Source organism: Streptomyces sp. NPDC046716, assembly GCF_040645755.1.
Classification (GTDB): domain Bacteria; phylum Actinomycetota; class Actinomycetes; order Streptomycetales; family Streptomycetaceae; genus Streptomyces.
The window spans coordinates 22,711-44,218 of record NZ_JBEYYU010000017.1; the positions used below are offsets into that span (position 1 = coordinate 22,711).

Consider the following 21,508-nt stretch of genomic DNA (forward strand, 5'->3'; position numbering starts at 1 on the left):
TGCACCCGCTTCCCGCCGTGGCACGGGGGCTTCGCCCCCGGAGCCGCCGTCCTCAAACGCCGGACGGGCTGTTGGCAGCGCGTATCGGCCACATCGGGTCCACCACGGCATCCGTCTCGCCCTTTTTGCGCAGGAACTTCTGGAAGTCGGTCGCCCAGTCCGCGTACCACTCCACCTGCTTGCGGTGCAGCTCGGCGGGGCCCAGGGCGGCGACCTTGGTGTGCCGCTCGCCGATCGCGCGGGCCAGCAGCGCCGCGGCCAGGGCGTCCGCGGAGGCGTCGTGCGCGGAGTCGAGCGTGACGCCGTACTCGGTGCAGACCGCTTCGAGGTTGCGCTTGCCGCGGCGGTAGCGGTCGACGCTGCGGTCGATCGTGTACGGGTCGACGACCGGGCCGGGCTCGGCGCCGCCGAGGCGCTCGCGCAGCGAGGGGAGGCCGTGTCTGGCCAACTCGGCGGAGAGCAGCGTCAGATCGAACGTCGCGTTGTACGCGACCACCGGGACGCCCGTCAGCCAGTACCCGACGAGGACGGTGGCGATGGCGTCCGCGACGCGGTCGGCCGGCTCGCCCTCGGCGCTCGCGCGCTCGGTGCTGATCCCGTGGACCGCGACGGCCTCGTCCGGGATCGGGACGCCCGGGTCGGCCAGCCACGTCCGGTGGCCGAGGACCGTGCCGTCCCTGACCTCGATGACGGCGCCCGTGACGATGCGCGCCTCGCGCGGATCCGTCCCGGTCGTCTCCAGGTCGAAGCCGATCAACAGCTCTCGGTGCCAGCTCATGGCTGCCCCCTATCTCGTGGTGCGTTCCCCCAATGACCACCACGATCGCATGCGCCACTGACAATCGGTCCGCGGCCCGGTCCGGCTACGACACGGGGCGCCCGTCTGCCCACGCCTGCTCGAACTCGTCGCGGTACGTCACGAAAAGTCCGTTCTCGTCCCGGTCGGCGGTGGGACCCGACCTCACCACGCGGCCGCCGCCGCGCAGCACGAGGACCGGTGCCTCCATCCCCCGGGTGCGGCGCAGGTAGCTCTGGACGACGGCGACGCCGTCCGAGCCGTCGCCGTCGACGAGGTAGGCGGTGAAGCGCGGGGTCTCGTCGAAGACCTGGATCTCGAAGGCCCCGGGATCCTTCAGACGGGCCCGCACCCGGCGCATGTGCAGGATGTTCATCTCGACGGCGCGGCTCAACTCGCCGCGCTTGAGTCCCAGTTCCCGCTCCCGCCGCTTGACGGCGCTGGAGGCCGGGTTCAGGAAGAGCAGCCGGACCCGGCAGCCGGACTCGGCGAGCCGCACCAGACGCCGCCCCGAGAAGTTCTGCACCAGCAGGTTCAGGCCTATCCCGATGGCGTCGAGCCGTCGCGCCCCGCCGAACAGGTCCTCGGCGGGGAACTGCCGCAGCAGCCGCACCCGGTCGGAGTGGACGCCGACCACGTCCGCGTACCGGTCGCCGACCAGGTCCTCGACCGCGTCGATGGGCAGCCGGCGGGCGGAGGGGACGTCGGATCCGGCGCCGAGCATCTCCAGGAGCCGGGCCGAGGCGCGCTCGGCCTGGGCGAGGACCGTCTCGGACAGGGCGCGGTTGCGGGAGACCACATTGCGGGTGACCTCCAGCTCGTCCAGCGCGAGTTCGACGTCGCGCCGGTCGTCGAAGTACGGCTCGAAGCACGGCCAGTGCTGCACCATCAGCTCGCGCAGCTGGGGCAGGGTCAGGAAGGAGAGGACGTTGTCGTCCGCCGGGTCGAGGAGATAGCCCTTGCGGCGGCTGACCTCGCGCACGGCGACGGCGCGCTGCACCCACTCCTGCCCGGCGGGACCGGCGGCGGCGACGACCCAGTCGTCCCCGTTCACCGGCTCGTAGATGGGGCGCAGCACGGCCGCGACCACGGCCCGCAGCCGCTGCTCGACCAGATTCAGCCAGATGTAGGCGCGCCCCGCTCGTTGCGCACGCGTACGGACCTCGCGCCAGGCGTCGGCGCCCCAGTCCAGTTCGGGTCCGATCTGCGATCCCACGTCCATGGGCCGAGCCAGTGACACCGCTCCGGGCGGGATGTCCGATGAGCCTGCCCCTTGCCCTTCTTGACCCTCGTGACCGTCGTCACCAGGGGGCAGCTCCAGACCACCCGAGCTCACCCGCTCCGCACCGCCTTCCGCTCCCCCGAGCTATGTCGAGCACTCCCCCAGCCAACGATCAAGGAAGGGTACTCCGGGAGCGGCAGGCGGTGCAGCCGGATGGACCGGTGAGTTTCTCAACTACCGTTTCCGGGAACGCCGTTCTGTCCGGCCAGATCCGCGGGAGTGAGCGGATTCATAGCGGTCACGTCCCTGGGGGCGATGGAGAAGCCCTGCCAGTGGACCGGCATGGGCTGCTGGTCCTCATCACGGGCGATGTGGTGGAACCCGATGTTGACCCAGGTGATCGGGTGCGTGAGCGTCTGGCCCGAGACCCACTTGTCCACACTCGTCCCGCCGCAGTTCGCCGACGGGTTGTCGCTCGCGTACTGCTCGCACTTCTTGTACTCCGTGAAGTACACGTCGTGCTTGGTGAAGGAGCGCCCGGGGAACGTGCTGGAGCGGCCGGGCACGAACTCGTACGACCTGGGGTGGCCGTCCTTGTTCTTGCCCGCCGTCGACACCACCCGCCACCACCGCATGTCCTTCACGTCACCGGCGAGTTCCTTGGTGACGGGGGTGCGGGTGGTCTTCGTGGTCGGCGAGCCGTTGCCCCGCGGCGGGGTGACCTTCGAGTCGTACTGCTCGACCTTCGCCTTGCTGGAGCCGTCCAGGCCGAAGTTGAGCCGCCAGAAGACGTTGTGGCTGTGGCTCTCCGCGTAGGCGGTCGCGCCCTTGCCGATGGGCCAGCCCTTGCCGTCGGTGCCGTTGTAGTCGTACGGGGAGAGGCTGCCGGTGGCGCCCACGTTCGACGTGATGGTGCCGTCGGAGGAGAAGCGCCACTCGGTGATGTACTCGTACCAGGACGCCTTGTTGACCGTGTAGACCAGCAGGTCCTTGCCCTGGGCGCTGTACAGCTTGCCGTTGCCGCCGGTCGACGCGTCGTCGTTGAGCCGGTACGCGTGCCCGCGCGCACGCGTGGTCGTGCACAGGCCCTTGACGTTCCCCATGTCGGGGACCTTGACGGTCTTGATGGTGCCGCCGGGGCACTCGGCCGGCTTCAGGTTCTGCAGCGCCTGGCCGAAGTCGGTGCCGGTGATGTCGTCGTACTCGGCCTCCCCGTCGTCGTAGGGGACATGGACCTGCGCGAGGCGGGCACTGGTGAGGACGGGAATCGGCTTGGGCTCGCTCTTGGGCTGGTAGCTGACGTTGTCCAGGACGAGCCCGGACAGCGTGTTGTAGTGCCAGCACATGCGCCAGGTGGTGCCGCCGTCGAGGACCTGCTCGATCTGGTACGCGGCCGAACAGGCGGGCGCGGCCGCGGCGGGCGCCTTCTGGGGCCCGGCGGCGGCGGACGGGGCGGTGGCGAGGGCGGTGCCGAGCAGCGCGGTGACCGCGAGGCCCGTGAGGCCGGTGAGGGCGGCGGCGGGCCGGAAGCGGGCGCGCCGGACTCTGTTGACGTGCGTGACGTGCATACGGAAGGGCTCCCTCGTGCAGGAGAAACGGCAGCGGAAGTGGTCGGCGGGGCCCGGGCCCCGGTCGTCAGGACAGGCGGCCGACGGCGCGGTCGCTCAGGTCGACGACGAGGGCACGGGTGTCGATCCACGGCCCGTTCTTCACCTTGGCGACGACGCGCAGGCAGCGGTGCTTGCCGCAGGCGGTGAGGTCGGAGGGCACCTCGGCGACGGTCTCCTTGCGGAACACCATGCCGCTCAGCTGCAGTTGGCCGGCCGTGGTCAGCGGCTTGTCGGTGGCGTCCTTGTAGTCGCTCTTCAGGCCGGCGCCGAGCGGGCTGCCGATCAGCAGCTCGGCGGCCTGCTTCAGTTCGTCCTGGCTGGGCGGGGGCTGCACGCCCTTGTCGGTGGCGGTGTCCTCGACCTTGCCGGTGTCCAGGTTCACCGTCCTGGTGACGACCGAGTCGGTCCGGTAGTCGTAGAAGACGACGTCGGCCCGGCGCTGGGCCGCGGCGGCCGGCGCAAGGTCCGGGTCGGCCTCCGTCAGGTTCGTCGACAGGTGCTGGGGGCCGCGGTCCCCCTCGGCGTCCCTCGCGTTCATCCGCAGGCCGTTCGCCGCCTCGGCGAGCCGCTCCGCGCGGGCCGTCTCGGCGTCGGTCAGCGGGTCGCGGCCGACGCCCTTCTCCCCCTCCGCGGGCGCGGCCTCGATCCTCCCCGCGGGCGCCACGGCGTCCTGCTGCGCCGTGGCGGCCTTCTCCGTGTCACCCCCGCTGTTCTGCGGCAGGCTCACGCCGACCGCCACCGCGGCCCCGGCGACCGCGAGGGCCGCTCCCGCCACGATCTTCCCGAGATGGCGTCTTGCTAGCGCGCGCACATCTTCCCCCTTTGTCCCCGGCAGTCCCACCGGTGGGCATACCGGTATTGCGTGGTCTTCCTGTAAGAGGGACACAACTCCCGGCTGGTTCCGCCATGTTCGGGGCAGACTGACCGATGCGCCCGGATCCCCGGGCCGGAAGTGGAAGAGTCGTCAGCATGCAGGTGTGGCCTGGACAGGCGTATCCGCTGGGTGCCACGTACGACGGCGCCGGAACCAATTTCGCGGTCTTCTCGGAGACCGCCGACCGCATCGAACTGTGCCTGTTGCACGACGACGGGTCGGAGACCGCGGTCGAACTGCGCGAGTCGGACGCCTTCGTGCGGCACGCCTATCTACCGGGAATCATGCCGGGTCAGCGGTACGGGTACCGCGCCCACGGCCCCTACGAGCCCGAGCACGGCCTGCGCTGCAACTCGGCGAAGCTGCTGCTCGACCCCTACGCGCGCGCCATCAGCGGGAAGATCGAGTGGAACGAGTCGGTGTACGGCTACCCCTTCGGCTCCCCCGACGAGCGCAACGACCGGGACTCCGCGCCGCACATGATGACGTCCGTGGTGGTCAACCCGTACTTCGACTGGGGCGACGACCGGCCGCCGCGCACCGACTACCACGAGACGGTGATCTACGAGGCCCATGTGAAGGGCCTGACGATGACCCATCCCGACCTGCCGGAGGAGCTGCGCGGCACGTACGCGGGCCTCGCCCATCCGGCGATCATCGACCACCTCACGGAACTGGGCGTCACGGCACTGGAGTTGATGCCGGTCCATCAGTTCGTCAACGACCACCGGCTGGTCGAGATGGACCTGAACAACTACTGGGGCTACAACACGATCGGCTTCTTCGCCCCGCACAACACCTACGCCTCCTGGGGCGACCGGGGCGAGCAGGTCCTGGAGTTCAAGTCCGCGGTCCGCGCGCTGCACCAGGCGGGGATCGAGGTCATCCTGGACGTGGTCTACAACCACACGGCCGAGGGCAACCACCTGGGTCCGACGCTCTCCTTCAAGGGGCTGGACAACCCGTCGTACTACCGGCTGACGGACGACCAGCGCTACTACATGGACACCACCGGTACGGGCAACTCGCTGCTGATGCGGTCGCCCCACGTCCTGCAGATGATCATGGATTCGCTGCGTTACTGGGTCGAGGAGATGCACGTCGACGGGTTCCGCTTCGACCTCGCGGCGACCCTGGCGCGGCAGTTCCACGAGGTGGACCGGCTGTCGTCGTTCTTCGACCTGGTGCAGCAGGATCCGGTGATCTCCCAGGTGAAGCTGATCGCGGAGCCGTGGGACGTCGGCGAGGGCGGCTACCAGGTGGGTAACTTCCCGCCGCTGTGGACGGAGTGGAACGGCAAGTACCGGGACACCGTCAGAGACCTGTGGCGCGGCGAACCGCGGGCGCTCGCCGAGTTCGCGGGCCGGCTGACCGGCTCGTCGGACCTGTACCAGGACGACGGCCGCCGGCCGCTGGCGTCGATCAACTTCGTGACCTGCCACGACGGTTTCACCCTGCGCGACCTGGTCTCGTACAACGACAAGCACAACGACGCCAACGGCGAGGAGAACCGGGACGGCGAGTCCCACAACCGGTCCTGGAACTGCGGGGAGGAGGGCGACAGCGACGATCCGGAGGTCCTCGACCTGCGGGCGCGCCAGATGCGCAACTTCGTCGCCACGCTGATGCTGTCGCAGGGCGTGCCGATGCTCAGCCACGGTGACGAGCTGGGGCGCACCCAGAGCGGCAACAACAACGCCTACTGCCAGGACAACGAACTGGCGTGGGTGAACTGGGCGGACGGATCCGGGGACGGCAAGGCGCCCGAGGACCCGTTCCTGGCCTTCACGCGCGCGATGGTGCGGCTGCGCCGGGAGCATCCGGTCTTCCGCAGGCGGCGCTTCTTCCACGGCCGCCCCGTCGAGGGGACGCACGACGAGCTGTCGGACATCGCCTGGTTCACCCCCGAGGGCGAGGAGATGACGCAGGAGGACTGGGGCGCCGCGCAGGCCCGCGCGCTGTCGGTGTTCCTGAACGGGAACGCGATCTCGGAGCCGGGGCCGCGCGGCGAGCGGATCACGGACGACTCGTTCCTGCTGCTGTTCAACGCCGAGCCGGAGGCGCAGGAGTTCCTGGTGCCGGTCAACCACGGACGGCAGTGGCACGCGGTGGTCGACACGGCGCTGGCCGACGGGATCCCGGCCGACGAGGGCCCCAAGGTGCAGGCGGGCGACCGGCTGACGCTGGCGGGCCGCAGCCTCACCGTGCTGCGACGGCCCGCGTAGCCGGATCGGCGGCGCCCCGGAGCGGGCGTACGCGCAGCGCCACGAGGAAGGCGAGCCCCGCGGCCACGCTGCCCACCGCGAACGCGGCAGCGGGACCGTGGGACTGCGCGAGGCGCCCCGCCACGGCGAGCGTGACGGCCTGCCCGCCGACGAAGGCGCTCGCGGCGACCGTCATGCCCTCGGCGAGCCGCTCGCGCGGCACGGCGCGTTCGGTGAGCCCGAAGCCGGTGATGAGGTTCGGGGCGAACAGGGCGCCGAAGACGGTCACGACGACGTACAGCAGCGGCATGGTGTCGGTGACGATCAGCGGCAGTGACAGCAGCGCGGCGGCGGCCGTGGCGACCCGCCAGCGGGCGGGCAGCGAGAAGCGTTCCGGCACGGCCGCCATGGACAGGCCGACGACGGCGCTCATGACGCCCATGGCGGCGTAGACCAGGCCCGCCTGGTTCTCCTGGCCCAGCTCCTGGGTGAGCGCGGTGATCCCGGCGCCGCAGCCGCCCAGCAGGACCCCCAGGAGGACGAGTCCGACGCGGACGACGTGGACCTGGCGCGGCATGGGCGCCCGCCGCGCGGGGCGGGTCCGCGCGTCCGGGGCCGCCCGCGGCACGGCGGTCGCCGTCGGGTGCAGGGCGAAGGCGGTGCCGCAGACGGCGACCAGGAGGGCGGCCGCGCCGAACGCGTAGGCCGGGTGCGCGACCACCGAGGCGACGCCGATGAGGGCCGGGCCGAGGACGAAGGAGAGCTCGTCCATCGTGGACTCCAGGGACAGCACGGCGTCGACGACCCGCTCGTCGGCTCCGTCGCGGCGGACGAGGGCGACCCCGCGGGCCCGCGCGAGCGGACCGATGCCGGGCACGGTGGCGCCCGCCGCGATGCCCAGGGCGATGAGCGCGGGCGTCGGCAGGTGGTACAGGGCGCCCAGCGTGTAGAGCGCGATGGCCAGGGAGTTGGCGAGCGCGAAGGCGAGCACGACCGGGCGCTGACCGCGCCGGTCGGCGAGCCGCCCCACGAAGGGGCCCATGGCGACCTGGCCGAGGGCGAGCGCGCAGGCGACCGTGCCGCCGGTGGCCAGCGAGCCGCTGGTACGGGTCACCAGCAGGACGCTGCCGAACTGGATCACGGCGACCGGCAGCCGCCCGAGGAAGGAGACGGCGGGCAGCGGCCGCCCGGTCGCAGCGAGCACGCCGCGGTAGGCGTCGAGCGTGCTGCCGGAGGTGCTGGTGTCCACGGGAGTGCCGGTCATCGTCCGAAACTAACGAGGTGCGGCGCGGCCCCCGCATGCGGCGATGACACGAAACCCGCCCCAAGGGGTACGTAGATTCGCATGACGCCTCACGCCCCGACGGGCACCTACCGGCTCCAGCTGCAACCGGAATTCGGGTTCGCCGCGGCCGCGGCGGCCGTCCCGTACCTGGCCTCCCTGGGGGTCTCGCATCTGCACCTGTCGCCCGTCCTGGAGGCGGTGCCCGGTTCGACGCACGGCTACGACGTCGTCGACCACGCGCGCGTACGCGCGGAGCTGGGCGGCGAGGAGGGACTGCGGGCCCTGGCGCGCGCCGCCCACGCGCACGGGCTGGGCCTCGTCGTGGACATCGTGCCCAACCACATGGCGGCGGTCGCACGCCTCAACCACGCCCTGTGGGACGTCCTGCGCGACGGGCCGTCGTCGCCGTTCGCCCGCTGGTTCGACATCGACTGGGAGGCGCAGGGCGGCCGGGTGCTGCTGCCGGTCCTCGGCGCTCCCGTGGGCGACGAACTGCCCCGTCTGACGGTCGACGGCGACGTGCTGCGCTACTACGACCACGCGTTCCCGCTGCGGCCCGGAACGCAGTCCCTGCCGCTGCAGGAGCTGCTCGACGCCCAGTGGTACCGGCTCGCCTGGTGGCGGCTGGCCCGCACGGACCTCAACTACCGCCGGTTCTTCACCATCTCGGACCTGATCGCGGTGCGGGTGGAGGAGCCGGAGGTGTTCGACGCGACCCACGCCACCGTCCTGCGGCTGCTGCGCGAGGGCGTCGTCGACGGGCTGCGCGTCGACCACCCGGACGGGCTCGCCGACCCGGGCGCCTACCTGGAGCGGCTGGCGGCCGCGAGCGGCGGCCGCTGGACCGTGGTGGAGAAGATCCTGGAGGACGACGAGCGGCTGCCCGCCGGCTGGCCGGTGGCCGGCACGACGGGCTACGACGCGCTGCGCCGCATCGACGGCCTGTTCACCGACCCGGTCGGCGCCGACCGGCTCCTCGGCCACTTCCGGCGCTTCACGGACGTCTCCGCCGACGCGGGCGGCCGGTGGGAGCGGACGGTGGACCGCGCGGCCCACCAGGTGGTCGCGCACGGTCTGGCGGCCGAGGTGGACCGGCTGACGCGCGAGGCGACCGCCCTGTGCGCCCCGGACCCCCGGCTGCGCGACCACGCGCCGTGGGCGCTGCGCACGGCCCTGTGCGAGCTGCTGGTGCGCGTGCCGGTCTACCGGTCGTACGTGTCCGGCGGGGACGCCCCCGAGACGGTCCTGACGGCCGCGGCCGCCGAGGAGGCGAAGGCGGTGTTCGCGGTGCCCGAGGAGGCGCGCGCGGTCGACGCCGTACGGGACCTCGCGCTCGGCCTGCACGGGACGGGGCCCCGGCACGAGGCGTTCCGGGCCCGGTTCGCGCAGACCTCGTCGGCGCTGCGGGCCAAGTCCGTCGAGGACGCGGCGTTCTACCGGTACACGCCGCTCCTGTCGGCCCTCGAGGTGGGCGGCTGCCCGCGGGATCCGGCCGTTTCCGCCGAGGCGTTCCACGCGTACTGCGCGCGCGTGCAGCGCGACTGGCCCGACACCTCGACGGTGCTGTCCACGCACGACACCAAGCGCAGCGCCGACGTCCGCGCGGGCATCTCGGTGCTCTCCCAGTGCCCCGACCGGTGGGAGGCGCTGCTCGGCGAGGTGGCCGGGCGGACCGCGGCACCCGACCCCCAGCTGGCGTGGGCGGCCTGGCAGCTCGTGGCGGGCCTCGGCCCGGCCGAACCGGAGCGGCTGCAGCAGGCGATGCTCAAGCACGCGCGCGAGGCGGGCCTGTTCACGACGTGGACGGAGCAGAACGCCGCCTACGAGGACGCGGTGCGGGAGTTCGTGGCGTCCGGTCCGTGCGGGCCTCCGGGCGAGAAGGTGCTGCGGTTCATGGACGGGCTGCTGCCCCATGTCCGGGCGAACGTCCTGGGCGCCGCCCTGGTGCACCTGACGATGCCCGGGGTGCCCGACCTCTACCAGGGCAGTGAGCGCGAGTACCGCGCGCTGGTGGACCCGGACAACCGCGCTCCGGCCCGCTTCGACGAGAAGGCCGACGGTGCGCTGTCGCGGGACAAGGAGGCCCTGACCCGGGCGGCGCTGCGGCTGCGCCGGGAGCGTCCCGAGTGGTTCGGCGGGACGGCGACGTACGAGCCGCTGACGGCCCGGGGCCCCGGCGCGGCCCACTGTCTGGCCTTCGGGCGCTCCGGCCGGGTCGTCGTGGCGGCGACCAGGCTCTCGCTGCGGCTGGCCGAGGCGGGCGGCTGGCGGGAGACGGAGCTGATCCTCCCCGAGGGCGACTGGTCGGAACTCCTCGTCCCCGGGCGGCGGTTCCGCGGACCCGCGCGCGTGGGCGAGCTGTTCGGCGAGCTCCCGGTGGCGCTGCTGGTGCGGGCCGACCAGTAGGAGGCGGGTCGGGAGTCCCGCCCGTCAGTGGGTGCGGACGAGGAGGGCGGCCGGTGCCCTGGTGAGCAGGCCCTCCGGGGCGGGGCGGAAGCCCGGTGCCCAGGCCAGTCCGGGCAGGGCCGCCAGCAGGGCGGTCAGGCCCGAGCCCGCGATCATGCGGGTGAACGGGACGCCGAGACAGCGGTGCCGGCCGGCGCCGAAGGCCAGCTGGCCCGGGTCGGCCCGGAACAGGTCGTAGCGGTCGGGGTCGGTGAACCGGGCGGCGTCCCGGCCCGCCGAGCCGACGAGGCAGGCCACGGTGGCCCCGGCCGGTATCGTGCCGCCGCTCACCGGGACCGGGGCGAGCGCGCGGCGCAGCACGACGTGCACGGCCGGGTCGCGGCGCAGCGACTCCGCCCAGGCCGCGTCGGTCAGCGCGGGCCGCGCCCGGATCAGGGCCAGCTGGGCGGGGTGGTCGAGGAGGTTGGCGAGATGCGCGGCGAGGGCGTGTCCGGTGGCCTCGCCGCCCGCGCCCAGCAGGGTGGCCACGAGCCCGGCGACGGCCTCGTCGGGCAGCGGGCGCCCGTCGGCCCGCGCGGTGCACAGGACCGACAGGAGGTCGCCGCCCGGGTGGGCGCGGCGGCGGGCGATGTGGGGGCGCAGGGCGTCCTCCACGTCGGCGGGCACGGCGCCGAGGTGGGTCAGGTCCGTGCGGCTCCAGGCGGTGACGCGGGCGGTCTCCTCGTGGGGCAGGCCGAGCGCGGCGACGACGGCGGCCGACGGCAGCCAGCGGCAGAACTCCTCGACCAGGTCGGCCTCCTCGCGCCGGACGAGACGCCGGGCCAGGACGTACGCGCCGCGCTCCACGCCCGCGCGCAGGGCGGCCAGCGCGCGTCCTTGCAGGCCCGGGGAGACGAGCGCCCGGTGCGCGGCGTGCGTGCCCTGTTCGAGGTGGGTGAAGGTGCGTCCGGGTGGCGGGGCCACCAGGCGGGGGTCGGCGAGCGCGGCGCGGACGTCGACGTGCCGGCTGAGCAGCCAGGCGCCGAAGGGTTCGTCGTGGCGCAGCGGATGGGCGTCGCGGAGGGTGCGGTAGAGCGGGTACGGGTCGCGGGCGACGTCCGGCTCGGCGAGGCTCGGGGGCGTGCGGCGGCGGCGCGGTCCCTCGACGGCCGGGCGCGCGGCGGGTTCCAGGGGGCACAGCACCGCGGGGTTCCCTCTCTGGGCCGGTGCGCCGGGTGCCGCGCACGGATCCTCCCAGCGCACCACCGCCGGCGGGGGCGCGCAGCACCCGTGCGGCCGTACGGGTGACGGAGGCGGCCGCCGGAGCACCCCGGCGCGGGTATGAACTCGGTGTGAACTCCCTGTCCCCGGCGGCCGTGGCGGGAGGACGATACGCAGGCGGGACCGCGTCCGGACGGCGTACGGTGCCGTGGACGGTGGACCGGAACCGCGAATCCCCCTCGGCGGGCCGGGCCTTTCCGCGATGATTGCGGGAGCCGGCGCACCGGCGGCGGGCACCGGTACAGACCTTCTTGACAGGGACCGGCAAGCGTGGGGTACTGCGGATTGCCGACGGCGGGAGCACCAACGGGGGTGAGTCATCTGACGGACCAGCGGTACCCCACTGCGGCCCAACTGGCCCGGTCAGCGCGGGAGCTGACGACTGTACGACCTGACCTGTGCCGACTGCGCCAGGTGGGGACTTCGCGCGGGGGGCGTCCCCTGCACCTGTTGTCCGTGGGCCACGACCGGCGCACGGTCCTGGTCGTCGCGGGCGCACACGCCAACGAACCCACCGGCGGCGCCACGGCGCTGCACCTGGCCCAACAGGCCCTCTACGACCAGTCCCTGAGATCCGACCGGTCCTGGCACTTCCTGCTGTGCGCCGACCCGGACGGCGCGGCCCTGCACACGACCCCGGCGCCGCGCACGCTCCTCGAGTACCACCGTCACTTCTTCCGTCCGGCCGGGCCCGAGCAGCCCGAGTGGTCGCCGTCGGTCCTGCCGGCCGACCGGCTGCCGCCGGAGACCACCACGCTCACCGGGATCATCGACGAGCTGCGCCCGTATCTCCAGGTGTCCCTGCACGGCACGGAACTGGGCGGCAGCTGGGTGCAGTTGACCCGGGACATCCCGGGTCTCGCGGAGCCGTTCGCCAAGTCGGCGGCCGAGCTGCACATACCGGTGGAGACGGGCGCGTCGGACGCGGCGGGCTGGCCCGTCTCGGGGCCGGGCGTGCATGTCATGCCGGACCCGGACGCGCAGGCCGCGTTCCCGAGCCTGCCCGACGACGCCCGGCACTCCACCTGGCACCACGCCCACCGGTACGGCGGGTCCACGGCGATCGTGGAGGTCCCGATGTGGGCCAGCGACCTGGTGGACGACCCGGCGCCGCATCCGGCCCCGGAGCGGGCCCTGCGGCGGCTGTCGGTGCGGATCAGCCGCGACACCCGGCTCGTGGAGGACATCCTCATGGAGGCGCTGCCCCGTCTCCCGGACACCCGGGGGCCGCTGCTGCGGGCGGCGCGCTGGGCGCTGAGCCTGGTGCCGGGGCTCGCGGACGACTGGATGCAGCCGCCACCGCCGGACGCGACGATGGCGTACATCGGCAGCATCGACGCGTTCGGCCGGCGGCTGCCGCTGCGGGCCGCCGCCATGCTGCTGCGGGTTCTCGAGGAGGCCGACGACCGGGCCGCGCCCCGGCTCGATCTCCTCGTCACCCGCTGGTGCGAGGTGTACGCGGACCGGTTCGGGGCGCGGTGGGTGCCGGTGGCCCACCAGATCGAGCACCAGGCGCGGACCACGGTCGCGGCCGTCCGGCACGCGCAGGGCTGAGCGGTGCCGGTCAGCCCCGGCCCACCGCGGGGCCGCCGTCGGCGGACAGCCGGAACGACATGCGGCCGAACCCGACCTGGTCGCCGTCCCTGACGACGGCCGCGCCGATCACCCGCCGCCCGTTCACGGACGTGCCGTTGGTGGAGCCGAGGTCGCGCAGTATCCACAGGCCGCCCTGGCGGCTCAGCTCGGCGTGCACGCGGGAGACCGTCTCGTGGCTGAGCCGCAGCCCGTTGGCCGGGTCGCGGCCGATGCGGAGCGGGTGCTGCCGGTCGGCGGGCGGCAGCAGCAGCTTCGGCAGCCGCTCCACGGTCCACGCCCGGTGCAGCCGCACCGTGAAGCCGGAGACGGCGCCCACGGCGCCGAGCATCGCCCGGGTCCAGCGGTTCTCGGGCCGCAGGTCGGCGGTGAGCGCCGCGAGTTCGTCGGGCTTCTGCGTGGTGAGGGCCAGCTCCATGCGGCGCACGAAGGTGTCGTGCGAGAGCCGGCCGAGCGCGACACCGTCCCTGAGCACCCTCAGCGCACGGTCCCGCTCGGCGTCGGAGAGCCGAGCCGGGTACGTGTGGTGTTCAAACGAGGACGTCACAGTGGCGATTGTCCGGCAGTGACGGCCGGGGTGTCCAGAATATGCGGAGCGTCGGGCGGAGACCGCTGTGGCGTGAGCACGACGACGGGCCCCGCGGAGCGCTCCTCGGGGGATTTCCTGACGCGCCGGCCACGTGTGATCTTCGTGTGACACGGAACCCACCTCGGCGAACCGGCGGCGCGGCGATCACGTCTGACGCACCATGGGACGGATCGTCACCGTGAGCAGACAACCTGTCGCACGAGGGGGAACGTCCGTGCAGTTCGAGGTGTGGGCACCACAGGCCGAGCGTGTGGAACTCCGGTTGGAGGACGCCACGCGCGCGTTGGAACGCGATACGGACCGGGACGGCTGGTGGACGGGGACGGCGGACGCCGCCGACGGGGACCGCTACGGGTTCCTGCTGGACGGCGGCCCGCTGCTGCCCGACCCCCGCTCACCGCGCCAGCCCGACGGGCCCGACGGGCCGAGCGCGGTCGTCGACCACCGGCGGTACGCCTGGCGCGGCGAGTGGGCCGGGCGCGATCTGACCGGCGCCGTCCTGTACGAGCTGCACGTCGGCACGTACACGAAGGAGGGCACGCTCGACGCGGCCGCCGCGCGTCTGGGGCATCTGGCCGAACTGGGCGTCACCCACGTCGAGCTGATGCCCCTGTGTCCCGTGCCCGGCAGGCACGGGTGGGGCTACGACGGGGTCAGCCTGTGGGCCGTGCACGAGCCGTACGGCGGCCCGGAGGCACTGAAGCGATTTGTCGACGCGGCGCACGGGCTGGGCCTCGGGGTCGTCCTCGACGTGGTCCACAACCATCTGGGCCCGTCCGGGAACTATCTGCCCGCGTTCGGCCCGTACTTCACGGACACCCATCACACGCCCTGGGGCAGCGCCGTGAACCTGGACGCGGCCGGCTCCGACGAGGTGCGCGCCTATCTCATCGGCAGCGCGCTCGCCTGGCTGCGCGACTACCGCCTGGACGGGCTGCGGCTGGACGCGATCCACGAACTCCACGACCGTCGCGCCCTGCCCTTCCTGGAGGAACTGTCGGCGGAGGTCGACGAGTTGGCCGCGCGTCTGGGCCGACCGCTGTTCCTGATCGGCGAGTCCGACCTCGGCGACCCGCGCGTCATCACGCCCCGCGCCGAGGGCGGCCTGGGTCTGCACGCGCAGTGGAACGACGACGTCCATCACGCCGTGCACGCGGCCGTCACCGGCGAAGGGCAGGGCTACTACGCCGACTTCGCGCGCGAGCCGATGGCCGCCGTGGCCAAGACACTCACGCACGGCTTCTTCCACGACGGTACGTACTCGACGTTCCGCGGCCGTCGGCACGGCCGTCCGCTGGACCGTGCCCGGGTGCCCGCGCACCGGCTGCTCGCCTACACCCAGACCCACGACCAGGTCGGCAACCGCGCGCAGGGCGACCGCCTGGCCGCCTCCCTCTCCCCCGGGCTCCTGGCGTGCGCGGCCACGCTGGTGCTCACGGGCCCCTTCACCCCGATGCTGTTCATGGGCGAGGAGTGGGCGGCCAGTACGCCCTGGCAGTACTTCACCGACCACACCGATCCGGAGCTCGCCGAGGCCGTCCGCAAGGGGCGGCGCCGGGAGTTCGCGGCGCACGGCTGGGCCGAGGCCGACATTCCCGATCCGCAGGATCCGGCCACCCGCGAGCGGTCCTGTCTGAACTGGCCGGAGCGCGAGACGGGCGACCACGCGCGCGTGCTCGCCTGGTACCGGGCGCTGATCGCGCTGCGGCGCGCCCGTGCCGATCTTCAGAATCCGGATCTGGCCGCGGTGCGGGTCGCCTTCGACGAGCGGGCGCGGTGGGTCGCCTATCGGCGCGGGGACGTCCGGGTGGCGGTGAATCTGTCCGGGGCGTCGGTGTCGATCCCGCTGGGCCGCCCGGTCACCCGCCTCCTCGCCGCCTGGTCCCCGATCGAGATCCCCGGCGCGGACGGCCTCCTGACGGTCCCGCCCGAGTCGGCCGCGGTGGTGGAGGCGCCTTAGGGGCCGGATACCGCGCGGTTCCCCGCGCCCCTGAGATGCGCACTGCGTGCGCATCTCATCGGGGAGCCGTCAGCCGACGACGGCCAGCTCCCGCGACGTGGCGTTGAGGCGCATGCCGCCTCCCCCGCCCTCCCCGGTGACCGTGACGATGTCCTCGATGCGTACGCCGAAGCGGCCGGGCAGATAGATGCCGGGCTCCACGGAGAAGCACATGCCGGGCACCAGCTCCTGCTCCTCGCCCTCGATCATGTACGGGGGTTCGTGCGTGGTGACGCCGATGCCGTGCCCGGTGCGGTGGATGAAGTACTCGCCGTACCCGGCGTCGGTGATGACCTCGCGGGCGGCACGGTCGACGTCCTGGCAGGCGATGCCGGGCCGGACGGCGTCGCAGGCCGCGGTCTGGGCGGCGCGCACGATGTCGTGGACCTCACGCTCCTCGGCGGTCGGCTCGCCGACGTGCACGGTGCGGGAGGTGTCGGAGCCGTAGCCGTGCTTGAGACCGCCGAAGTCGAGGACGATCATGTCGCCGTCCTGGATGACGCGGTCGCCCGGCGCGTGGTGCGGGTTGGCGCCGTTGGGACCGGAGCAGACGAGCGTGAAGTCGACCTGCTCGTGCCCGAACCGTCGCAGCAGATCGGCGAGTTCACGGGAGACGTCGATCTCCTTGCGGCCCGCGAAGGGCACCTTCTTGATCTCCTCGTAGGTGGCGTCGGCCGCGGCGCCCGCGGCCGCGAGCCGCTCCAGCTCGGCGGCGTCCTTGACGGCGCGCAGCATGGGCAGCGCCTCGGTGAGGGACACGTACGACGTGTCGGGGAGGGTCTTCTGCAGGCCGAGCAGGTGCATCGCCCAGGCGTTGTCGCTGACGCCGAAGCGGCCGGACCCGTCCATCAGGGGCGCCGTGACGTCGTACGGGTTCCTGCCGTCGGTCCAGTCGCGCAGCGTCATCGCGTCGGCGCCCGCGGCCTTCGCGGCGTCGGGCGCCTCCAGGGTCGGCACGACGAGGGTGGGCCGCTGTCCGGCGGCGAGCACCAGCAGGGTGAGCCGTTCGGTGTCGGCCGGCACGTGGTAGCCGGTGAGCCAGACCAGGTCGGGGCCGGGCGCGACGAGCACCCCGGCGAGCCCGGCGTCGGCGGCGGACCGCGCGGCACGGTCCATGCGGGCCTGGTAGTCGGCCGCGGTGAAGGGCGCGGGTGTGCCGGTCGTCATGTCCGGTCCTCCGGGGGTGTGTGCGGGTTTCGGGCTGCTGCCGCTGTCTCGGCAGCATCCTGCCCGCCCTGGAGGGGCGGCGCGAGCGCACCCCCCTCCAGGTCCGCCCCGGCTACCCCGTGTGCCCCTCGTGCCCTCCGTGGCCGTGCCCGGCGCCGTGGTCGAACTTCATCGCCTCCTCGGGCATGACGACGAACGGCCGCATCATGCCCATGTCCTCGTGCTCCAGCAGGTGGCAGTGGTACATGAACCGCCCGTACGCGCCGTCGAACCGGCCGAGGACCCGCAGCATCTGCCCGGGCAGCGCGCGGAAGGTGTCCTTGTACCCGTGCTCGTTCGGCGGGAAGGGGACCGTGGTCGCCGCGTCGTACGTCACCGGTTCGGCCGTGCCGCCGACGGCCGGGTCGAAGCCCGAGGCGTCGTAGGCGTCCCGGCCGAGGATCTGGAAGTCGGCGAGGTGGATGTGCATCGGGTGCACCACCGGCGGGTTCACCGCGAGGTTCAGGAAGCTCCACTGTTCGTGGCTGCCCTCGGCGATGGTGAAGCCGAGTCCGTCGTTGAAGGTCCGGGCGGTGCGCCGGTAGGTCTTCAGCGCTCCCTTGTCGTCGACGACCTGGACGATTCCCTCGGCGGGCAGGTGCAGCTCCGCGGCCTCCTCCGGGTCGACCTCCGCCATCTCCCAGATCTCCGGGTGTCCGCCGCCGCCCTTGGTGGCGGGCGGGGTCAGCACGATCAGCCGGTGGCCGTGCGGGATGTCGTGCGTCAGCCTCCGGAAGGAGCCGGAGAGCACCTCGGGCAGGGTGAAGGAGTCCGGCTCGGCGCAGTCGCGCACCCGGAACTCCAGGACGTGCGGGTAGCGCACGTCGCCGGGCACGTCCGGCACCCCGGCCGGCTGCCGGGGCCCCTTGTTGACCAGGCGGACGCGCCGTCCGGCGAGCGCCGCGAAGTCGATGAGGAGATCCGTCCGCTCGGCCGGGGCGACGGTCAGCTCCGGCAGCGCGGCGTCGAAGTCGACCGGCACCGGCCGCGGCAGCAGTCCGCCGTCGCTGCCGATCTGGTGCAGGACGCCGGGTACCGGCTCGCCGTCCTCGTCGATCAGCACGAGGTGGTAGATCCGGGCGTTCGACGCGTTGACCAGGCGGAAGCGGTGCCACGCCGGGTCCACCTCCGCGTACGGCCAGATCCGGCCGTTCACCGTCGTGTACGGGCCGGTGAACGGCAGTGTCACGGGCTTGCCCGTCTCCGGGTTCGCCTCCTGGACCTTGACGGTCTTGTGGAGCAGCCGTCCGGTCAGGCGGCCGTCCTCGTCGGTGTCCAGGTTCCGGTCCGCGAGGAGCAGCGGGATCTCCCGCTCGCCGCACGGCAGGCCGAGCGCGTCCTCCTCGTCGTCACGGACGAGGTAGGTGCCGTAGAGCCCGGTCTGCACGTTCCACCGGGTCACGTTCATCGCGTGGTCGTGGTACCACCACTGGACCGCCTGATGGTCGTTCGGATACTCGGAGAGCTGGGCGTCGCCCGCGCCCACCGCGTTGTCCGCCCAGCCGTCGTTGCCCCCTCCGGTCTGGGCGCCGTGGAGATGGGTGACGAGCCAGGCGGGCAGTGCGGCGACGTCGGCGCTCGGCGCCACGCCGGCACGGCCGGGCAGGGTGGCCGGGCCCGGCGTCGCGTTGCTCACCTCCACCGCCGTCACCGGGTACTCGCTGCCCTTGGGCACGTGATTGGTCCAGGCGATGCGGACGCGCTGTCCGCGCCGCACCTCGATCGTGGGGCCCGGCACCGAGCCCCGGTACCCCCACATGAGGGTCGGCGGGAGCTGCGGGTGCAGCCGCTGCCACACCGGGCGCACCGCGATCTCGGTCTCCCGCAGGACGTCGCCGGACGCGGGCCGCAGCACCGGCGGTACGGTCAGCGGCGCGGCGTACGGCGTCAGTTCGGCGGGCTCGGCGGCGGTCGTGCGGTCGGCGGCGCGGTCGGTCGAGCGGGTCGTGGCGTGGTCGAAGACCTCAGCGGTCTCGGTCATGGAAAGAACACCCCCGTGTGTTCTCGTGAAGTCCCCCGGTCTTACGGCCGGTCAGTGGCCGTCTCACCCTGTAAGACCCCGGGCACCCCGGCAAAGTTCCCTGAACCCGTCATTCCGGACGAGAAGATACGGAAACCGGATCCGGAACCCGGTGCCGCCGAAGGGACGGGCGACGCGGGGACGCGGCCCGGCAGGAAGCCGTGGGCGCGGGCGGCGAGGTGCCCGGCGCGGTAACGGTCCACCTCCCGGTGCCAGTTGAGGACGCCCGCCATCCAGTTCCGCAACTGCCGGACGTACCCGTCGACGGCCTCGCGTGCCGGCGCGCCCAGACCGAGGTCCTCGCACAGGACGGGCAGTTCGTGCGCGGCCACGTGGTCGAACTGCTGAAGGCGCTGGGTCATCAGGTCGTGCACGATGTGCAGGGCCGTGGGGTAGTCGACGCCGAAGAAGGTCTGCACGACGAGGATCGCGTTGTGCAGCTCGCCCTCGTACTCGATCTCCTTCTGGTAAGAGAAGACGTCGTTGACGAGGCAGGCGTAGTCGACCGCCGCGTTCTCCAGGGAGCGCACGGGCCCGCTGCGGTACACCTCGGGCGGCACGGCCGGGCCGTGGCCGAGCCGGCACAGGCTCATGGTGAGGTCGGAGCCGAAGGTGGCGCGGCGCATCTCCAGGTAGTCGACGGGGTCGGGGACGCGGTTCTGCGCCTGGTTGGCCAGCTCCCACAGCCAGCTCTCGGTCATCGCCTCGACGGCCCGCTTCAGCGTGGCCCGTTGCTCGGGGCTCATCCCCGCGGCCGTTCGCGCCCACAGGTCGACGAGGCCGCGCTCCATGGCGTTGACGGGCGGTGGGACCGGTTCGCCGGCGACCGGCATGCAGGCCGACAGCCGCTCCGTGCACTGTTTCGCGGCGGCGATGTCGCGCCGGCCGCCGAAGACGAGCGGGTAGTAGTCGTCCGCGTACGTCCCCCAGGCGAGCCAGGCCGTGCTCAGGTCGAGCGCGTCGGGCGTGCCGTCCGGGTCGATGCCCGCCGCGCACAGGGCGAGGTCGGCCGCCGCGAGCCGGTCCTCGTCCCAGACGCCCTCCGCGAGGATGCCCATGCGGTGCGCCCAGGGCAGGAGGCGGGCGCGGGCGCCGTCGAGGGCGGGGTTGAGCCGCAGCTCGGACGGCAGGGGCAGGTCGGGGACGATTGAGGGGCCGACCTTCTGGAACGGCACGTGGGTGTAGGCCCGCAGCCGCTCGACCCCGAGGGCGTCGAACAGCGCCCGCACATCGGTGCCCCGGGCCCCGAGTCCGGTGGGGCCGTCCAGCGGGCCGCGCTCGCGCACCGCGCCCTTGTTCATGTAGCGGCTGGACCGCAGGTGCCACTCGTGGCCGCCGGACTGCCAGTCCTGGAGGCCCCTGGTGTACGCGGCGACGGCCGCGACCTGGTCCGGGGTGAGCCCCTTGTCGGCGGCGAGCGTCGGCACCTCGGTGAACGCGGTGTGCTCGAACTGGTGCAGCCGTGAGGTGAGCACGTCGTTGACGGCACGCGCCGCCTCCTGCGTCGTGCAGCCGAAGAAGGTCTCCAGGACCAGCACGCCGTTGGAGAGTTCGCCCTCGTCCCGGACCTCGCGCTCGTACGAGAAGAGGTCGTTGCGCAGGTGCACGGCGTCGGAGAACGTCTCCATGAGGACGCGCAGCGGCCTCGACCGGGCGACGGGGGCGGGGACCTCGGCGGTGGCGTACTCGACGAGTCCGGCGGACCAGGGGGCGCCGCCGACCTTGCGGCGCATCTCGATGTACTCGACGGGGTTGGCGATCCGGCCCTCGTCGATGTTGGACAGTTCCCACATCGACTCGTTGAGCAGGTGCTCGGTCGACTCGGCGAAGCGGCGGCGCCAGTCCATCGACATGGCGGGCACGGTGCGCCGCCACAGATCGGCGAGCCCGGCCTCGACCGGGTTCTCCGGCTCGGGCACCGCGGTCGCCGGGTCCTCGAGATCCATGGGCATGAACAGCGGCAGGCGTTCGAGGTGGGCCTTGCCCGCGGCGCGGTCGTTGGTGCGCTTGAACATGTCCAGGAAGTGGTCGTCGAAGAAGAAGACCCACACGTACCAGTCGGTGATCAGGGAGAGCGCGGGGCCGTCGCAGTCGGGGTGCGTGTACGCGCACAGCAGTCCGTAGTCGTGGGCCTCCAGGTCGCTCTGCTCCCAGACGCCGGAGCCCTCCAGCATGCCCATCTCCCGGGCCCAGCCGGTGGAGTGGGCGCGGGCCTCGTCGAGATGGGGATTGAGGCGTGCCGTGTACGGCATGTAGAAGCGCGGCAACTGGAACGGCTGCGAGGCCGCGGCGGTGGACTGCTCAGTCATGTGCGCGGCCCTACCCGTGACCGTCAACGGGCATCCGCGGGCGGGGAGATGATCGCACCATCGCGTGAACGAGGAGTGAAACGGGCCCCGGCGGGGAATCGGCGGCGCGCGCGGGGTACGCTGCCACTCGGTTGA

14 protein-coding genes are annotated in these 21,508 nt (G+C 73.0%); 4 read left to right on the top strand and 10 right to left on the bottom strand.

Features of this window, described 5'->3' with window-relative positions; genetic code table 11:
* Window positions 1-52: 52 nt before the first annotated feature.
* The 4 genes from ABZ930_RS15385 to ABZ930_RS15400 form a co-directional block, all read right to left on the bottom strand.
* A complete protein-coding gene (locus tag ABZ930_RS15385; protein WP_361547314.1) occupies window positions 53-778 on the bottom strand; it encodes a 3'-5' exonuclease in 726 nt (241 codons plus the stop codon).
* Between the two features lie 85 nt (window positions 779-863).
* Window positions 864-2,132, bottom strand: coding sequence for an SAV2148 family HEPN domain-containing protein (locus ABZ930_RS15390; RefSeq protein ID WP_361547317.1), 1,269 nt, complete (start codon window positions 2,130-2,132; stop codon window positions 864-866).
* 116 nt (window positions 2,133-2,248) lie between these two features.
* Window positions 2,249-3,586: a copper amine oxidase gene (locus ABZ930_RS15395; protein ID WP_361547320.1), complete on the bottom strand. Its 1,338-nt coding sequence runs from the start codon at window positions 3,584-3,586 to the stop codon at window positions 2,249-2,251.
* A 67-nt stretch (window positions 3,587-3,653) separates the two neighbouring features.
* Entirely contained in the window at window positions 3,654-4,439 is a 786-nt protein-coding gene (locus ABZ930_RS15400) for a Tat pathway signal sequence domain protein (protein ID WP_361547323.1), read from the bottom strand.
* A 158-nt stretch (window positions 4,440-4,597) separates the two neighbouring features.
* On the opposite strand from ABZ930_RS15400, the gene glgX reads away from it, so the two are divergent.
* Complete coding sequence (gene glgX, locus ABZ930_RS15405; protein ID WP_361547326.1) at window positions 4,598-6,727, top strand: glycogen debranching protein GlgX; 2,130 nt, start codon at window positions 4,598-4,600, stop codon at window positions 6,725-6,727.
* On the opposite strand, the gene ABZ930_RS15410 is transcribed toward glgX, so the two are convergent.
* Window positions 6,702-7,970, bottom strand: a complete 1,269-nt coding sequence (locus ABZ930_RS15410) for an MFS transporter (RefSeq protein ID WP_361547329.1) — start codon at window positions 7,968-7,970, stop codon at window positions 6,702-6,704. The genes glgX and ABZ930_RS15410 overlap by 26 nt on opposite strands.
* An 81-nt stretch (window positions 7,971-8,051) precedes the next feature.
* Between ABZ930_RS15410 and treY the strand changes: the two genes are divergently transcribed.
* Window positions 8,052-10,397, top strand: a complete 2,346-nt coding sequence (gene treY / locus ABZ930_RS15415; RefSeq protein ID WP_361547332.1) for a malto-oligosyltrehalose synthase — start codon at window positions 8,052-8,054, stop codon at window positions 10,395-10,397.
* Between the two features lie 24 nt (window positions 10,398-10,421).
* Here treY and ABZ930_RS15420 read toward each other — a convergent pair whose 3' ends face one another.
* Window positions 10,422-11,579 (bottom strand): cytochrome P450, encoded by a 1,158-nt coding sequence (locus ABZ930_RS15420; RefSeq protein ID WP_361547335.1) that lies wholly within the window; start codon window positions 11,577-11,579, stop codon window positions 10,422-10,424.
* A gap of 390 nt (window positions 11,580-11,969) precedes the next feature.
* On the opposite strand from ABZ930_RS15420, the gene ABZ930_RS15425 reads away from it, so the two are divergent.
* Complete coding sequence (locus ABZ930_RS15425) at window positions 11,970-13,211, top strand: M14 family zinc carboxypeptidase (protein WP_361547338.1); 1,242 nt, start codon at window positions 11,970-11,972, stop codon at window positions 13,209-13,211.
* A gap of 10 nt (window positions 13,212-13,221) precedes the next feature.
* Here ABZ930_RS15425 and ABZ930_RS15430 read toward each other — a convergent pair whose 3' ends face one another.
* Window positions 13,222-13,797 (bottom strand): DUF1707 and FHA domain-containing protein, encoded by a 576-nt coding sequence (locus tag ABZ930_RS15430; protein WP_361547341.1) that lies wholly within the window; start codon window positions 13,795-13,797, stop codon window positions 13,222-13,224.
* Window positions 13,798-14,053: 256 nt separating this feature from the next.
* Here ABZ930_RS15430 and treZ point away from each other — a divergent pair, with 256 nt between their 5' ends.
* Window positions 14,054-15,799: a malto-oligosyltrehalose trehalohydrolase gene (treZ, locus tag ABZ930_RS15435; protein WP_361547344.1), complete on the top strand. Its 1,746-nt coding sequence runs from the start codon at window positions 14,054-14,056 to the stop codon at window positions 15,797-15,799.
* 69 nt (window positions 15,800-15,868) lie between these two features.
* Here the strand turns inward: treZ and ABZ930_RS15440 are convergent, their stop codons facing one another.
* The 3 genes from ABZ930_RS15440 to cyc2 form a co-directional block, all read right to left on the bottom strand.
* Window positions 15,869-17,005 carry an aminopeptidase P family protein gene (locus tag ABZ930_RS15440; protein ID WP_361547347.1) on the bottom strand — a complete coding sequence of 379 codons (1,137 nt, stop codon included), beginning with the start codon at window positions 17,003-17,005 and terminating at the stop codon, window positions 15,869-15,871.
* Window positions 17,006-17,117: 112 nt separating this feature from the next.
* Entirely contained in the window at window positions 17,118-19,025 is a 1,908-nt protein-coding gene (phsA, locus tag ABZ930_RS15445; protein ID WP_361547350.1) for an O-aminophenol oxidase PhsA, read from the bottom strand.
* Between the two features lie 41 nt (window positions 19,026-19,066).
* Complete coding sequence (gene cyc2, locus ABZ930_RS15450; RefSeq protein WP_361547353.1) at window positions 19,067-21,373, bottom strand: germacradienol/geosmin synthase Cyc2; 2,307 nt, start codon at window positions 21,371-21,373, stop codon at window positions 19,067-19,069.
* Window positions 21,374-21,508 lie beyond the last annotated feature (135 nt).

Bases quoted from the DNA above. Each gene is read 5' to 3' on its own strand.
- phsA (WP_361547350.1), bottom strand. From the start codon at position 19,025: ATGACCGAGACCGCTGAGGTCTTCGACCACGCCACGACCCGCTCGACC.
- treY (WP_361547332.1), top strand. From the start codon at position 8,052: ATGACGCCTCACGCCCCGACGGGCACCTACCGGCTCCAGCTGCAACCG.
- cyc2 (WP_361547353.1), bottom strand. From the start codon at position 21,373: ATGACTGAGCAGTCCACCGCCGCGGCCTCGCAGCCGTTCCAGTTGCCG.
- glgX (WP_361547326.1), top strand. From the start codon at position 4,598: ATGCAGGTGTGGCCTGGACAGGCGTATCCGCTGGGTGCCACGTACGAC.
- ABZ930_RS15440 (WP_361547347.1), bottom strand. From the start codon at position 17,005: ATGACGACCGGCACACCCGCGCCCTTCACCGCGGCCGACTACCAGGCC.
- ABZ930_RS15410 (WP_361547329.1), bottom strand. From the start codon at position 7,970: ATGACCGGCACTCCCGTGGACACCAGCACCTCCGGCAGCACGCTCGAC.
- ABZ930_RS15385 (WP_361547314.1), bottom strand. From the start codon at position 778: ATGAGCTGGCACCGAGAGCTGTTGATCGGCTTCGACCTGGAGACGACC.
- ABZ930_RS15395 (WP_361547320.1), bottom strand. From the start codon at position 3,586: ATGCACGTCACGCACGTCAACAGAGTCCGGCGCGCCCGCTTCCGGCCC.